The sequence below is a fragment of the Prosthecobacter sp. genome (genome assembly GCF_014879935.1).
In the GTDB taxonomy this organism is placed as follows: Bacteria; Verrucomicrobiota; Verrucomicrobiia; order Verrucomicrobiales; family Verrucomicrobiaceae; genus Prosthecobacter.
On record NZ_JACSRD010000099.1, the window covers coordinates 1 to 14,138 of the forward strand.

At 62.3% G+C, this 14,138-nt stretch carries 12 protein-coding genes; 6 read left to right on the forward strand and 6 right to left on the reverse strand.

The window, feature by feature from the left end:
* Nucleotides 1-693, reverse strand: a 693-nt coding sequence (rlmJ, locus tag IAE77_RS06300; protein WP_294223438.1) for a 23S rRNA (adenine(2030)-N(6))-methyltransferase RlmJ, incomplete at its 3' end; no start/stop codon positions are given.
* A gap of 284 nt (nucleotides 694-977) precedes the next feature.
* Between rlmJ and IAE77_RS06305 the strand changes: the two genes are divergently transcribed.
* Both IAE77_RS06305 and IAE77_RS06310 read left to right on the forward strand, forming a co-directional pair.
* The gene (locus IAE77_RS06305) at nucleotides 978-1,328 is read left to right on the forward strand and encodes a hypothetical protein (protein ID WP_294223441.1); all 351 of its coding nucleotides are present in this window, start codon (nucleotides 978-980) and stop codon (nucleotides 1,326-1,328) included.
* Between the two features lie 72 nt (nucleotides 1,329-1,400).
* Nucleotides 1,401-1,820, forward strand: coding sequence for a hypothetical protein (locus tag IAE77_RS06310; protein WP_294223444.1), 420 nt, complete (start codon nucleotides 1,401-1,403; stop codon nucleotides 1,818-1,820).
* Nucleotides 1,821-1,855: 35 nt separating this feature from the next.
* Here IAE77_RS06310 and uxaC read toward each other — a convergent pair whose 3' ends face one another.
* Entirely contained in the window at nucleotides 1,856-3,262 is a 1,407-nt protein-coding gene (gene uxaC / locus IAE77_RS06315) for a glucuronate isomerase (protein ID WP_294223447.1), read from the reverse strand.
* Here uxaC and IAE77_RS06320 point away from each other — a divergent pair.
* Both IAE77_RS06320 and bla read left to right on the forward strand, forming a co-directional pair.
* Complete coding sequence (locus IAE77_RS06320; protein WP_294223450.1) at nucleotides 3,248-4,348, forward strand: aminopeptidase; 1,101 nt, start codon at nucleotides 3,248-3,250, stop codon at nucleotides 4,346-4,348. The genes uxaC and IAE77_RS06320 overlap by 15 nt on opposite strands.
* A 93-nt stretch (nucleotides 4,349-4,441) precedes the next feature.
* Nucleotides 4,442-5,287 (forward strand): subclass B3 metallo-beta-lactamase, encoded by an 846-nt coding sequence (gene bla / locus IAE77_RS06325; RefSeq protein ID WP_294223452.1) that lies wholly within the window; start codon nucleotides 4,442-4,444, stop codon nucleotides 5,285-5,287.
* A gap of 56 nt (nucleotides 5,288-5,343) precedes the next feature.
* Here the strand turns inward: bla and IAE77_RS06330 are convergent, their stop codons facing one another.
* Entirely contained in the window at nucleotides 5,344-6,678 is a 1,335-nt protein-coding gene (locus tag IAE77_RS06330; RefSeq protein WP_294223455.1) for a CCA tRNA nucleotidyltransferase, read from the reverse strand.
* 124 nt (nucleotides 6,679-6,802) lie between these two features.
* Between IAE77_RS06330 and IAE77_RS06335 the strand changes: the two genes are divergently transcribed.
* On the forward strand, nucleotides 6,803-8,308 hold the full coding sequence (locus IAE77_RS06335) for a twin-arginine translocation signal domain-containing protein (protein ID WP_294223457.1): 1,506 nt from the start codon (nucleotides 6,803-6,805) through the stop codon (nucleotides 8,306-8,308).
* Nucleotides 8,309-8,359: 51 nt separating this feature from the next.
* Nucleotides 8,360-9,337 (forward strand): SMP-30/gluconolactonase/LRE family protein, encoded by a 978-nt coding sequence (locus IAE77_RS06340; RefSeq protein ID WP_294223461.1) that lies wholly within the window; start codon nucleotides 8,360-8,362, stop codon nucleotides 9,335-9,337.
* On the opposite strand, the gene IAE77_RS06345 is transcribed toward IAE77_RS06340, so the two are convergent.
* The 3 genes from IAE77_RS06345 to IAE77_RS06355 all read right to left on the reverse strand — a co-directional run bounded on the left by IAE77_RS06345 (nucleotide 9,312) and on the right by IAE77_RS06355 (nucleotide 13,925).
* Nucleotides 9,312-10,526: a M20/M25/M40 family metallo-hydrolase gene (locus tag IAE77_RS06345; protein WP_294223464.1), complete on the reverse strand. Its 1,215-nt coding sequence runs from the start codon at nucleotides 10,524-10,526 to the stop codon at nucleotides 9,312-9,314. The two genes, IAE77_RS06340 and IAE77_RS06345, sit on opposite strands and share 26 nt — an antisense overlap.
* Complete coding sequence (locus tag IAE77_RS06350; protein WP_294223466.1) at nucleotides 10,523-11,506, reverse strand: enolase C-terminal domain-like protein; 984 nt, start codon at nucleotides 11,504-11,506, stop codon at nucleotides 10,523-10,525. Before IAE77_RS06350 ends, IAE77_RS06345 begins: the two co-directional genes overlap by 4 nt.
* Before the next feature lie 79 nt (nucleotides 11,507-11,585).
* Nucleotides 11,586-13,925: a secretin N-terminal domain-containing protein gene (locus tag IAE77_RS06355; protein ID WP_294223471.1), complete on the reverse strand. Its 2,340-nt coding sequence runs from the start codon at nucleotides 13,923-13,925 to the stop codon at nucleotides 11,586-11,588.
* Nucleotides 13,926-14,138: the final 213 nt, after the last annotated feature.

Sequence of the window (14,138 nt, forward strand, 5' to 3'; positions counted from 1 at the left end):
CAGGAAGTTGGCGCCCTCGTACTGACCCAGGCGCTCGACCAGATAGGGCAGGCAGGCCTGCAGCTCCGCGTGCAGCGTGAACGGGGGGTTGGCGACGAACATGCCGCTGCCCAGCATGCCAAAACCGCGTTCATCGGGCTGGGTGACGGTCAGACGCACATGCAGCCAGCCCTTCTTGGCGGCTGCGTCGGCCGCAGCCTTCAAGCGCTGGGCCAGCTGCGCCGATTCCAGCAGCGCCAGCTGCGGATACCAGATCAGGAACACACCTTCGGGAAAGCGCTGCAGCCCCTCGCGCAAGGCGGCCAGCACCTTGCCGTAGTCGGTCTTGAGCTCATAGGGCGGGTCCATCAGCACCACCGCGCGGCGCGAAGGCGGCGGCAGCTCGCCCTTCAGCGAGGCGAAGCCGTCCTTGTCGCTGACCTGGGTGTTGGGGCGGCCCTCCAGATAGCTGGCGAGGATGCGGTGATCGGTGGGGTGCAGCTCGTAGACGCGCAGACGGTCGGCCTCGCGCATGCGCAGATGGGCGATCGCGGGCGAACCGGGGTACTGGCGCAGCTGGCCGTCCGGATTGAACTGGCGCACCAGGTCCACATAGTCGGCCAGCGGCTCGGGCAGGTCCTTGCGGTCGTACAGCCTGGCGATGCCCTGGCCGTACTCGGCGTTCTTCTGCGCATAGCGGCCCTCGACGGGCAACGGGCCTTCGGGAGGACGGCCTGGCGGTGACTTCCGCGGAAATCGTGGCCGCGGCTGACCGGAGCAGGGCCGCACGGCATCGCAAACCGCCTCGCCACAGGTTTTTCAAACGCAGCCTGGAGAGCATTCTTTTTCGATCAGGGGGCGGGCTGAAACAGGTGTCGTCCCGGCGGGCAAGGGCGGACGGGAGGCGTATTTTCTCCTGGCGACGACCAGATCCGTGCGTCAGCATCAGCGGACCACCGGGTCTGGTGCCGCGCCTGAACTCCTCACCTTGTTTTCCCATGAAACCCCTCCGTTTGTTTCTCTGCGGGATGGCGGCGCTGCTGGCGCTGGCCTCCTGCGCCTACGATGACTATCCCGGCGGTTACTCGACCGTGACTTACCAGACCGAAACGCCAGCGTATCGCTACCGCACGGTCGGTGCCACCCGCCTGAGCCCCTATTACCCGTATGGCTCCGGCTACATCTACCGCACGTCCGCCCCGCGCACCTATGTGACGAACCGCTACGTGACGCCGGTGGGCACCACGCGGACCTATGTGCGGGGCTACCCGGTGAACCCTTACATGTCGGTGGGCGGCTATGGCTATGTGCCGCCTGCGCCACGACTGGACCCCTGGCCGCTGCGCTAGCCGTTCCGACGGCCAGGGATTAAAACCCGGCTGCCAATGCCCCGGACCCCGTATTTGACGCACTGACGCACGATGAAAACGCTTCTCCCACTCCTGATGGCTCTGGGCCTGGCCGGCGGCCTCGCTTCCTGCAACTACGACGCCGCTTTCTACGACACGGCGTCGCCTGCGGGCACCTTCACCCCGTATGGTCCGCCCACGTATGGCTCGCCGCTGTATGTGAGCGCGCTCAGCGGGGCAGGCTCGCCCCATGGGACGACGTTCTATCGTTACGGTCCGTGGTCGCAGGCTCCCGGCCGCACCCTGGCCTATGGCCGCATTCCTTCGCCGCGCGGCTCCTATCATTACATCTATCAGGATTCAGCCGCGCCTCTGCCGCCGGTGGGACCACCGATGAAGGCGAAGACGTGGCGTTACACCTCGCGCTACCCATCGACCTGGGGCGCTCCGATCTGGGTGACCACCTACACGCCCAAGGCCTCCGGCCGCTGAGCCGGAGACCGCGGCAGGAGACTGCCAGGGGGCGATCAGGAAACCTGGAGGCCGAGGTAGGCCTTCACGTTGGCGTAGCAGATGTTGCGGATCATGCTGCCGACGAGCGCGTCGTCAGCCGGCACGAGACCGTTTTCGATGTCGGCGCCGAGCAGATTGCACAGCGTGCGGCGGAAGTATTCATGACGCGGGAAGCTCATGAAGCTGCGGCTGTCGGTGAGCATGCCGATGAAGCGGCTGAGCAGGCCGAGATTGCTGAGCGCATTGATCTGCCACTCCATGCCTTCCTTCTGATCGACGAACCACCAACCGCTGCCAAACTGCACTTTGCCCGGCGTGGTGCCGTCGGCGAAGTTGCCGGCCATGGTGCCGAAGACGTAGTTGTGCGCCGGATTGACGTTGTAGAGCACGGTCTTCGGCAGTGCGTTCTCCGTGTCGAGGCGGTCGAGGAAGCGTGAGAGCGTCTCCGCCTGCAAGTAGTCGCCAATGCTGTCGCAACCGACATCCGCGCCGATCTCGCGGGCGAGGCGGCTGTTGTTGTTGCGCACGGGGCCGAGGTGGAGCTGCATGGTCCAGCCTTTCGCCGCGTTCAGACGGCCGACGTGCAGCATGATGTTGCTGGCAAACTGGTCCTGCTCCGGCGCGCTCGCCGCCGTGCCACTGCGGGCCTTCTGGAAGATGCGCTCGGCTTCCGCGTCGCTGACAAAATTCGCGTGGCAGTAGTTCAGCCCATGGTCGCTCAAGCGGCCTTCAACGCTGTGGAAAAAATCATGGCGCTGCTTCAAGGCATCGAGCAACGACGCGTAACTCTTCACTTCGATCCCGCTGGCGGCGCTGAGTTTGTCACACCACGCGTTCCAGGCCTCGGGCTGATGTACGGCCAGCGCCTTGTCGGGACGGAAGGTCGGATAAACGCCGACTTCAAAACCATCCGCCGCGCACTGACGATGCCACGCGAGGTCATCAATGGGATCATCGGTGGTGCACAGCGCCTTCACCTTCTGCGTGCGCAGGATGCCACGGGCGCTCATCTCCGGCTTTGCCAGCATGGCTTCGGTCTGCTCCCAGATCGCGGGAGCGGTCTGCTCATTGAGCAGCGTGTCGATGCCGAAGTAGCGCTTCAGTTCGAGGTGCGTCCAGTGGTAGAGCGGATTGCGCAGCGTGTGCGGCACCGTTTTGGCCCAGGCCATGAACTTGTCACGCGGAGTCGCCTTGCCGGTGATGAACTCCTCCGGCACCCCGTTGCAACGCATGGCGCGCCACTTGTAGTGGTCGCCTTCGAGCCAGATCTCGAACAGGTTTTTGAACTGGCGGTCCAGCGCGATGTCCTTCGGCGGCAGGTGGTTGTGGTAATCGAGGATCGGCTCATCCTTGGCAAAGGTGTGATACAGGCGGCTGGCTGTCTGGGTGGCGAGCAGGAAATCGTCGTGGATGAAGGACATTGCGTTTTGCGGTTGGAAATGGCCCGCTACACTGGAGCGATGATGTCCGCACGCAACTGGTTCGCGCTCCTTGCTGTCTTGCTGATCGGTTCCTGCGGCACAGCGCAGTTCTACAGCCAGGCGCTCGGCGGTCAGATGGAAATCTGGCGCAAGTCGCGGCCGAACGCGGATGTCCGCGCCGATCCGGCCGTGCCGGTGGATGTGAAGAGGCGGCTGGAGTTCATCGAGGAACTGCGGGCCTTTGCCGCGCGCGAGCTGGATCTGCCGACAAAGAGTTTCGGCAAGTACTGCGACCTCAAGCGGCCCTACGTGGTCTGGGTGGTGTTCGCCGCGCCGGAGTTTTCGGTGGAGGCCAAACGCTGGTGGTATCCGCTCGTCGGCAGCCTGAAGTATCGCGGCTTCTTCAACGAGAAGGACGCCAAGGAGGAAGGCGAACGGCTCAAACAGCAGGGGCTGGATGTCTTTGTTGGCGGTGTGGAGGCCTATTCGACGCTTGGTTATTTCAAGGACCCGGTTTTGAACACCTTCCTGCATCGCAGCGACTTCGAACTGGCCGAACTCGTCTTCCACGAGCTCACGCACGCGAAGCTCTTCATTCCGGGCGACACGGACTTCAACGAGGCCTTTGCCACCGCCAATGCCGAGAACGGCGTGCGCCGCTGGCTGCGATCAAAGGGCGATCTCAAAGGTCTCGCCGCCTACGAGGCGAAGCTGAAGAAGAGCCGCGAGGTGATCCATCTGCTGTTGAACACGCGTGAGAAGCTGCGCGGTGTCTATGCCAGCACGCATGCAAGTGTCGAAACCGAACGCCTGGCCAAGCAACGTGTGTTCGAGGACATGCTGAAGCAGGCGCTGAAAATCCGCCCGAACGTGTCGGTGTCCCAGAAGCACACGGTCACTGCCGCCCAGAAGTGGAACAATGCCCGGCTCAACACCGTGGCGGCCTATTACACGATGGTGCCCGGCTTCGAGCGCCTGCTGGGGAAGCACGGTGGCAGCCTGGAGGCCTTTTACCGGGAGGTGTCGGCCATGCGGAAGCTCAGCAACGAGGAGCGCATGAGGATTCTCGGTGTTGATGCTCGTTGACTTGAGAACAGGCTTCCGCCGTTGCCGACTCGGAGCATGTCGTTCCGCGCATCCTGGCTTGCAGCCACGGACGCTTTGCGCTGAGATGGTCGGATGCTTCGTCAACTTGTCCTCGCTCTCGGTCTTGTCTTTGCCTCGATGGCTTCTGCCCAGCCCTCCTCATGGACCGAGCCGTTTCCACCGCATCGCATCGCCGGAAACCTCTTTTACGTGGGCTCGCGTGACCTCGCCTCCTACCTGATCACAACCCCGGAGGGCCACATCCTCATCAACAGCAGTCTGGAGGAGTCCGTGCCGCTGATCCGCAGCAGCGTGGAGAAACTGGGCTTCAAATTCACCGACATCCGCATCCTGCTCATCAGCCACGCACATTCGGATCATTGCGCAGGCAGCGAGGAGATCCTGAAGCTGACCGGCGCGAAGCATTTCGTCATGGAAGGCGATGCGGACGCGGTGGAAAACGGCGGTGCGAGGAAAGCGCGGGTGGGGAAGGGCGACTACACTCAGTTCCCGCCCGCCAAGGTCGATCGTCGGCTCAAAGATGGCGATGAAGTGAAACTGGGTAACACGGTGCTCGTCGCTCATCTCACCCCAGGTCACACGCCCGGCTGCACCACCTGGACGATGAAGGTGGATGGCCTCAACGCCGTCATCATTGGCAGCCCGAACGTGAATCCCGGCTACGTCCTGGTCGGCAACAAGAACTACCCGGCCATTGCCACCGACTACGAGAGGACGTTTCGCGTGTTGAAGTCCCTGCCGGTCGATCTCTTCCTCGGTGCGCATGGTGGCTACTACGACATGGAGGCCAAACATCGTCTGTTTCTCGTGGCCGGAGGAAACAATCCCTTCGTCGATCCCGAAGGCTATCTGCGCTACGTGAATGACCGCGAAGCCGCCTTCCGCAAGGAATGGGAGAAGCAGAAAGGCGCGAAGTAAGCTGGAAGGGCAAGGCCCCTGCCTTGCCGAGCTCGGCAGACACGAGGTCTGCGCTCCTATTCCTCCTTCATCGCAAACACGTCCGGCGTCGGCGCATTCGCCTGCACCCACGCGAGTGCTTCCTCCTTGGTCTTGAGCGTGCCTTCGAGCTGCAAGGTCTGGATCGTCAGCAGCAACTGACCCATCGCCTTGCCAGCATGCCAGCCAATCGCGATCAAGTCAGCTCCGGTGATGAGACGTGGCGGCAGAAGTGGCTCGTTGGCGAACGCTTCCTTCTTCGCGAGCAGGAAGTCGTAATTGTCCGTGAAACCGTTCGAGCCAAGGCAATCGACGCGGTGCAACGCCAGTTCGTCATCGAATGACGGACGTGCCATGAAGCGGCGCAGCGTGGCCGTGCGCATCTTCTGCACGTTCATGAAGGCCATGTGGTTCTCCACCGCGACCACCGTCGGTTCGATCACGTCATTGGGGAACTTCATGCGGCGCATGATGTCGCCCGTCATCTCAGCGCCCACCTTGTCGTGGCCGTTGAAGCGGATGCGGCCCGTGTCGTCGCGCGTTTGCGTGGCCGGTTTGGCGATGTCATGCAGCAGCACGCTCATCACCAACGGCAGCGAGGCATCGGCAGGCAGCAGGCTGAGCATGAGCCGCGTGTGGACGAACACATCGCCCTCCGGATGCCACTGCGGCGGCTGCTCGCAGCCTTGCAGCACGAGAATCTCCGGCAGGAATTCTGCCATCAGCCCGCTGTTCACCAGCAGGTCGAATCCGCGCACGCGGTTCGGGCTGAGCATCGTCTTGATGAACTCTTCGCGGATGCGCTCGATGCTCACGCTCTTGATTTTCGGTGCGAGACCGCAGATCGACTCCCAAGTGGCGTGTTCGATGTCGAATCCGAGCACGGTGGCGAAACGAACGGCCCGCAGCATGCGCAGGCGGTCTTCTTCAAAACGATCGGCCGCCACGCCGATGGCACGCAGCAGGCCCATGCGGAGATCATTCTGCCCGCCGACGTAGTCGATCACCTTTTCGGTCAGCGGGTCGAAAAACAGGCCGTTCACCGTGAAATCGCGGCGCTGCGCGTCGAGTTCAGGCGTGGAGAAGGTCACGCTGTCCGGCCGACGGCCATCGGAGTAACTGCCGTCGCTGCGGAAGGTGGCCACTTCGACGTGGACGTGGTTCATGCGCACGATCACCACGCCAAAATGCGCGCCGACGGTTTGTGAGCCCGGGAACAGCTTCACGACCTGGTCCGGCGTGGCGCTGGTGACCACGTCATAGTCTTTCGGTTCGCGCCCCAGCAGCATGTCCCGCACACAACCGCCCGCCAGCAAAGCCGTGTGGCCTGCCTGGGTGAGTTTCTCGATGATCTGGACTGCCGTGCGTCGCATGCGCCGACCCTTCGCCGCTGGCGGTGATTCTTCAAGGTTCGGTGTCACTGCTTCCGCATTGGGGTATCTTTCGGTCGTTCACAATGCATCGCTAAAGTGGCGGGGCACTGGCCGTATCACTGGGATGGATCGCCGTGATTTTTTGAAGACGACAACCGCCGCCGCAGCCGTGGGGCGGACATTTTTGTCTGCCGCACCGGCTTCAGCACGTCAGCCAGACCTCATCAAGATTGAGAACGCGAAAGCAGGGGCCAGCTTCCAACTGACGCGGATGCGGCCGGATGATGCGAAGTCGTATCGCACCTCATTGATCGAGGGGTATTGCTCGAGGCAATCGGTGAAGGCGGGTGAGAAGCTGGAGATCTTCGTGAGCACGAAGCCGGTGGCGAAGTTTACCATCGAGGTCTTTCGCATGGGCTATTACGACGGAGCTGGCGCCCGTCTGATGACCACGCTGGGACCGTTTGAAGGCAAAACGCAGCCGGTCCCCGAGATGGGCGAAAACCGGCTGCGCGAGTGCCAGTGGGAGGCCGTGACTTCGCTCACGATTCCGGCTGACTGGCCGAGTGGCGTGTATCTGGGACGGCTGAGCACGATTCCAAAGTCTGGGGACCAGCCGTATTGGCAGAGCTACGTGGTCTTCATCGTCAAAGATGACCGTCCGGCCGACATCCTGTTCCAATGCAGTGACAACACGTGGCAGGCCTACAACCGCTGGCCGGTGAACGAGTCGCTCTACACCGATCCTCGTGCAGCGCATGCGCCGGGCGTGAGCGTGAGCTTTGACCGGCCTTATGGCAAATACGTGCAGATCTTTGACAATCCGCTGAGCATGGGGAGCGGCGAGTTTCTGCTGTGGGAGTATCCGCTGTGCTACTGGCTGGAAAAGGAAGGCTACGATGTCACCTACTGCTCCAATGTGGACAATCTCGATCCGGCGAACCTGAGTCGTGTGAAGACGATGATCAGCGTCGGGCATGATGAATACTGGGACGTGAAGCAGTTCAAGAACGTGAAACAAGCCATCGCCGAGGGGCTGAGCGTGCTGTGGCTCTCCGCCAACGATGTGTACATGGTGACGCCCTTCACGCCGAATGCGAGGGGCGAGGGCAACCGACGCCTCACACGCGAAACCTGCTACGGGGAGTTTCGTGAGGAAGAGAAGGAGGCGTATTCCAAGGTGCTGGGCCCGTTTGAGAACCCTGGGCCGGACGAGCGTGACATCATCGGGGCGCGCACGATTGTTCCCTTCAACGGCGGCGGCGATTGGACCTGCGCGAAGCCAGATCACTGGCTGTTTGAAGGCACGGGCATGAAAAAGGGCGACAGCATCCCAGGTCTGGTCGGCTGGGAGTTTCATGGCGATCCGGACATAGGACGTGAGGGGCTCGAAGTCATCGCTGAAGGCCAGGTGTGGGCCGGAGGCACCCGCTTGGGCAAGTATGCGGCGACTGTTTTTGAAGGACCGAAGAAGAACATCGTCTTCAACGCCACCACGATCTTCTGGAGCCAGGGGCTGAGCGATCCCCCGGGCCACATGATCCCCTGGAGCCACTATTCCCGGCCGCACGGTCCCGATGAACGGGTGCAGAGGATCACGAAGAACGCACTGAAGCGGGCGTTGGCGTGATTTGACAACGCATGGCACAAATCCAATCTCCGAAGACATTCCAACCTCACCATGACACGCTTTCTCCTCTGCCTGCTGTTCGCCTCATCCCTTCACGCCATCGCCGCCGAGCCAGTTCCCGAGTTCAAAGGCTCAATTGAGCGTCTTGATGCAGGACTGGATGCCTTGATTGCGCCAGGAACGAAGATCGAGGTGCTGGCTTCAGGCTTCAACTGGTCGGAAGGGCCGGTGTGGCGTGATGGCGGCATTGTCTTCTCCGATGTGCCGGAGAACACGGTCTTTGGCTGGAAGGAAGGTGACGCGGCGGCAAAGGTGGTGTTGAAACCAAGCGGCAGTTTGAGTGATCCCAAAGGTCAGGGTTCGAACGGGCTTGCAGTCGATGCGAAGGGAAACCTCGTGCTTTGCCAGCATGGCGAGCGTCGTGTGGCCAGGTTGGAGAAGGACGGCAGTTTCACGCCGCTGGCGGACAAGTATGACGGCAAGAGGTTCAACAGTCCAAACGACCTCGTGATCGCCAAGAGCGGCACGATTTATTTCACCGATCCGCCCTATGGATTGAAGGGCGGACAGCCGGAACTGCCCTTTCACGGCATCTATTCGGTGACGCCGGACGGCAAGGTGTCCCTGCTGGTCGACGATGTGCGCTTTCCAAATGGGATCGCATTGAGTCCCGACGAGAAGACGCTCTACATTGCCGTGTCTGATCCGCAGAACACGCGGGTGATGGCCTATGACCTGCAAGCAGATGGCAGCGCGAAGAAGGGCCGCGTGTTTTTCCATGCTCAGCCGCTCAAGAGCAAAGAACGCAAAGGTGGCTGCGACGGCATGAAGGTGGACACGAATGGCAACATCTGGACGACCGGCCCCGGTGGTGTGCTGGTCATCAGCAAGGAGGGCAAACATCTCGGCACCATTCTAACCGGCCAGGCGACCGCGAATTGCGCGTTCGGTGGCGAGGATCGCGGCACGCTCTACATCACGGCGGACATGTTCCTGCTGCGGGTCAAGACGCTGGCGAAAGGACTTTGAGCAGCGCCAGGGCGTTCATCACGGCTTTAGGCACGAAGGAGGCTGGTTCGACGTATTCGGGCAGTTTTGAGCCATCGGCGCTGCGTTCGGAGCAGTGGGCGTTGGCGCCGAAGGGGCCGAGACCGTCAAGTGTGGGGGCGAGTTGCCAGAGATGATTGGCATCGCTCAAACCACCTCGAGGCACGGAGATGGCAGTCAGGCCCATCGTGACGGCGGCATCGTGCCAAAGGTGGAAAAGGGCCTCGGATTCGACACCGCCGGGCCAGGGCGAGGTGAACCCGGTGCGTTCAGCAACGAGTTTGGCCCCGTTGGGTGCACGACCGCTGAGGGTGGCGAAAAAATCATCGGCTTGCTGTAGGGCCGCCGGGGCGTTGGCGCGGCATTCCCACTCGGCCAAGGCTTCGTGCGGGACACGATTGACGACGGTGCCGCCATGGATGTGGCCGATGTTCACCGTTCGTTCATTGGCGGCGCTGGTCAGCGCGGCGATGTCTGGCAGCACGCGGGCGAGAGCATCGATCGCATTGACGCCTTCATGATGCTTGCTGCCGGCATGCGCGGCCTTGCCTTCGGAGGTGAGTTTCCAGGTGCTGCGGCCTTTGCGTGAGGTGACGATGTGCCAGCCCAGGGCATCAACTGGACCGCCTTCGAAGACGAGAACGGCCCGGGCCTTGCCATGGCACAGTTTGATTGTGGCACGGCCGAAATCATCGCCGGTGACCTCTTCGGCGGCATTGGCGGCGACAATCCAGTGGGTGCGATCGAAAATGTCAGGAGCGCAGTCACGAAGGATCTGCAGCATGAGCCAGATCAAGGCCGTGCCGCCCTTGTTATCGACCGTGCCGGGGCCGTAGATCCGGCCTTCATCGGGGCGCTCGTCCCAGTGGAACTCGTTGCGTTGCTCTTCTTCAGGCGGAAAGACGGTGTCGGAGTGCGTGACGAGAACGATGGGATCGCCGCCCTGACCTCGATGCGTGAGGAAGAGATGGTGTCCCGATTCAGGATGCGTGCAGGGGACGTATTCGGCGCAGAAACCAAGCGGCTCAAAGGCTTCGGCGGTGAGCCTGGCGACTGCATCGACTCCGGCGGCGTTCGCTGTGAAGCTGTTGATGCCGACCAGGCGACGAAGAAGGTCGAGCGTGGCGGGAAGGTGCCGTTCAGCGGCGTTTTGCAGCAAGGTCGTGTTCATTTGGCAGTGGCACCGATGCCGGGGTGGTCAGGCATGACGAGTTCGCCCCTGGCGTCGTATTGGATGCCGGTGAAATCATCGTTGGCGACGTAGAAATGGCCGTCGAGGTCGATCCAGTCTGCCCAAGGGGCCAGATGAGCGGCAGCGGTGGTTCCGAGACTGGATTCGATCATGCAGCCGAGGAGAATCTGCAGGCTGTGCTGTCGGGCAGCGGCAATGGCGGCGACAGCGGCGTCGAAACTGCCGCATTTGAGCAGTTTGATGTTCACACCGTCGATGAAGTCGGCCAGTGCGGGAATGTCGGCGGCTGATTGAATGCTTTCGTCCGCAAAAATGGGCGGCGCGTCGCCGGGGAGGTTGGAGCGCAGTTCCTCCCAGGCTTCCGGGCCATGGCGGTGATGAATTGGCTGTTCGATGAGCGCCGGGCCGTAGTGGGCGATCTTTTCGATCATGGGCGCAGCTTCCAGGAGGTCCCAGCCACCGTTCACATCGATGAGCAGATAAGCATCTGGCGCTGCCATGCGTGCGACTGAGACGGTTGCGAGATCGAGTCCGAGATCGCCCGAGCCGAGCTTGAGCTTGAGGACGCGAAACTGCTCTGCGACGGCGCTGACTTTTTCAGCAAACACAGTCAGATCGGTGGGAATGCTGAAGGAACGGCAGCCGGGCGGTGGCTGTCGAACGGGCTCCCCCAACGCGGAACGTGCAAATGCAGACAGGGGTTGTTGCGTGGCGTGGCCGATGATGTCGTGGCGCAGGAGATTGAGCGCTAGTGAGGCCGTGCGCGGCAGCACTGGCGGCAGGATGCTTCGCTGAAGGATCGCCAGCGTCTGCTCAGGATCTTCGCCGTAGTAGGGGACGAAGGGGGCCTCGGCCATGTGGTCGCCTTCCGAAACGCGAAGCACCTGACGTGTGGTGGACGTTCCGTGGGCGATGCGAAAGGGTTCGGCGAGATGAAGGGTGTGGAGTGCGGCGTGCAAGACGCGTACAGTCAACGATCAAGAGGCCGAACGGTCAAGGGACGGCTCTCCGGACGCCGTGATCGCCGACTGCGTTGCCTCACTGCTGGGCCGCCTTGTCCCGGTTGAACATGCGCTGGAAGAAGTTTTTCTTCTTTTCCACCACAGGCTCCGGTGTCGGAGGTGGAACGATTTGCGGGAAGCGCTGCGCGGCTTCGCCGCCGACCTTGGTGCGATAGTCCTCATTGAGAGAGGTAGCCCGGACGGTGTTGTTGTCGGTCACAACCTGGGGCTGAATGAACACGATCAACTCCTTGCGGACGATGGCGTTGGTATCGGTGCGGAAGAGTTTGCCCAGGCCGGGGATTTTGCCCAGCACGGGGATGCCTTGCTTGTCGAGCGTCTTTTGCTCTGAGATGAGGCCGCCGAGGACGATGGTGTTGCGGTCCGGAATGGTGACGGAGGTGACGAGTTGCTCCGTGCCAATGATCGGGATTTCATTGGGCTGGACGAGCTGGGTGCCGACGACGGTGTCATTGACCTGGGCCACCGTCAGCGTGACTTCGCCGTCAGCGTTGATGAGCGGGACGACTTCCAGCTTCAATACAACGTCGCGATATTCGATGGTGGTCGTGGTGTTGCCCTGGGCGGCGTTGTTGTTGGCAAAGGTGGTCTGCTGGGAAGGGACGGGAATCTGGCGGCCGGAGGTGATGACGGCCTTCTTGTTGTTGAGGGCGAAGACCGACGGGCGGGACAGGATCTTGAACTTGTTGGTCGTCTCAATCGCGTTGAGGAAGGTCTCAAAGCTGTCGCCAATCGCTCCGTAGAGGTTGAGGCCGGCGGCAGGTCCGAAGGCGTTGGTGATGGCATTGGTGCGCTGGTCGGCGATGGCCCGGGTGAGTGCATTGCCGGTGAGGATGTCCTGGCGGTTGGTGATGCTGCTGCCGCTGAGGTTCACACCGTCTCCGGCCCGGCTCATGGCGGCGAGGTAGTCCACCCCGAAGGTGTAGCCGTCCGTGAGGGTGAGCTCGCCGATGACCGTGGCGAGATAGACCTGGGCCGGTTTGCGGTCGAGCTTGTCGAGGAGGCTGTTGGCCTTGTCGATGTCCTCCTTGCGCCCCATGACGAGGATGGTGTTCGCCATCGGGTCAGCGACGACGCGGGTCTTCCCGACGAGGACTGAGACGGGAGCGTTGTTTTCGGTGGGGCCGGAAATCACATCCGCACGGGATCCGATGCTCGTGGAAGTGGTCGAGGCGGTGTCGGAGGAGGCTGCCGCGGCGCTGGTGCTGCCCACGGTGCCGCCACGTGTGCCGGTGGTGCTGCGACCACCGAGGAGCTGGCTGCTGTTCGTCGCGAGGGCCTGCTGGCGCTGCTGCTGGATGGTGCCGCCGCCTGGGAGCTGTGTGGTGCCGGTGTTGACCTCCTGCAGCAGATCAACCACGGCGCTGAGCACATCGAGAGCCGCAGCGTATCGCAGTTTGCGCTCGTATGGCTCGACGACTTCGAGGGGCTTGTCGAACTCGCCGATCAAGCTGGCGATGTAAGTGTAGTCGGCCGGGGAGGAGACGACGAGGATCTGGTTCAGGCGTGTGTCTGCGACGACCTGGGCGCTGGGCTGGGGAGACTGGGCGTTGGGATTGACCTGAACGCCGTTGATGAACACGGGCTGGGAGGGGCGCGGGGCGTTGTTGTTGTCGTTGCGGTTGTCCCGATTGTCACGGCCATCGCTGCCGGCACTGCCGCGGATGGTGTTCACACCCTTGGTCTCCTTCTCCTGGGCCTGGGCGGTGAGCGTGGCCTGGATGATCTGGGCGATGGTGGCAGCGTCGGCGTATTTGATCGGGATGAACTTGGTGACGAGCGACGAGCCGGTGTCGCCGATGTCGATGGCCTCGCGGATGCTGATGAGTTGCTTCACCACGGTGGCACTTTCGGTGATGAGAATGCCGGGAGGCGTCGTCACGGCGGTGATGCGTCCGTAAGCGCCCAGGCCCACATGTCCGGAGAACATCGTGGCCGCGTCCTCAGGCGTGAGGAAGTCCAGCTTCATGAAGTAGGACACGATGCTCTCGTTGTCCGGGATGTCCTTCGGGCTGGTGTAAAACTGCACGCCATGGGAAAACTGCACCGCATTGGCGCTCTGGCTGCGTGCGGGAAGGATCTTGGCGCTTTTGCCGCCGGGCTCGGTGACGATGGCGTAGCCGTTGGTGAGCAGGGAGGCCTCGATGAGCTTGATGGCTTCCTCCTTGGGCACCGGTTTGGGTGTGACGAGGCTGATCTGCGCTCCTTCGAAGATGCTGGTGTCCTTGATCAGAGTGAGGCCGGTGAGCTTCTCGTAGATCGCGAGGATGTCGGCGACTGGGTTCGCCGCAAATTGCATCATCACCTGGTCGCCCGTGATCGTGAAGGTCTCGCCCTCGCCGGGAGTGGCTCCCATGCCTTCGCCACCCGGGCCGCCGAAGCCGCCACGGCGGCCGAAACCGCCGCGAAATCCGCCACCCGGGCCGAAACCGCCGCCTGACGGGCCTCCAGGACCGCCAGGGGCCGCAGGTCCATCAGGATTCGGAGCGGGAGGCAGTGCAGCGGGGGAGGTTTGCTACCGGCCAAAGTCCGTCTTGCTGGCCGATATTCGCCCTTTCTTGATCGCGTC

Excerpts from the sequence above, each read along its gene's own strand:
- IAE77_RS06305 (WP_294223441.1), top strand. The coding sequence starts at position 978 with ATGAAACCCCTCCGTTTGTTTCTCTGCGGGATGGCGGCGCTGCTGGCG.
- IAE77_RS06310 (WP_294223444.1), top strand. The coding sequence starts at position 1,401 with ATGAAAACGCTTCTCCCACTCCTGATGGCTCTGGGCCTGGCCGGCGGC.
- uxaC (WP_294223447.1), bottom strand. The coding sequence starts at position 3,262 with ATGTCCTTCATCCACGACGATTTCCTGCTCGCCACCCAGACAGCCAGC.
- bla (WP_294223452.1), top strand. The coding sequence starts at position 4,442 with ATGCTTCGTCAACTTGTCCTCGCTCTCGGTCTTGTCTTTGCCTCGATG.
- IAE77_RS06330 (WP_294223455.1), bottom strand. The coding sequence starts at position 6,678 with ATGCGACGCACGGCAGTCCAGATCATCGAGAAACTCACCCAGGCAGGC.
- IAE77_RS06335 (WP_294223457.1), top strand. The coding sequence starts at position 6,803 with ATGGATCGCCGTGATTTTTTGAAGACGACAACCGCCGCCGCAGCCGTG.
- IAE77_RS06340 (WP_294223461.1), top strand. The coding sequence starts at position 8,360 with ATGACACGCTTTCTCCTCTGCCTGCTGTTCGCCTCATCCCTTCACGCC.
- IAE77_RS06345 (WP_294223464.1), bottom strand. The coding sequence starts at position 10,526 with ATGAACACGACCTTGCTGCAAAACGCCGCTGAACGGCACCTTCCCGCC.
- IAE77_RS06355 (WP_294223471.1), bottom strand. The coding sequence starts at position 13,925 with ATGGGAGCCACTCCCGGCGAGGGCGAGACCTTCACGATCACGGGCGAC.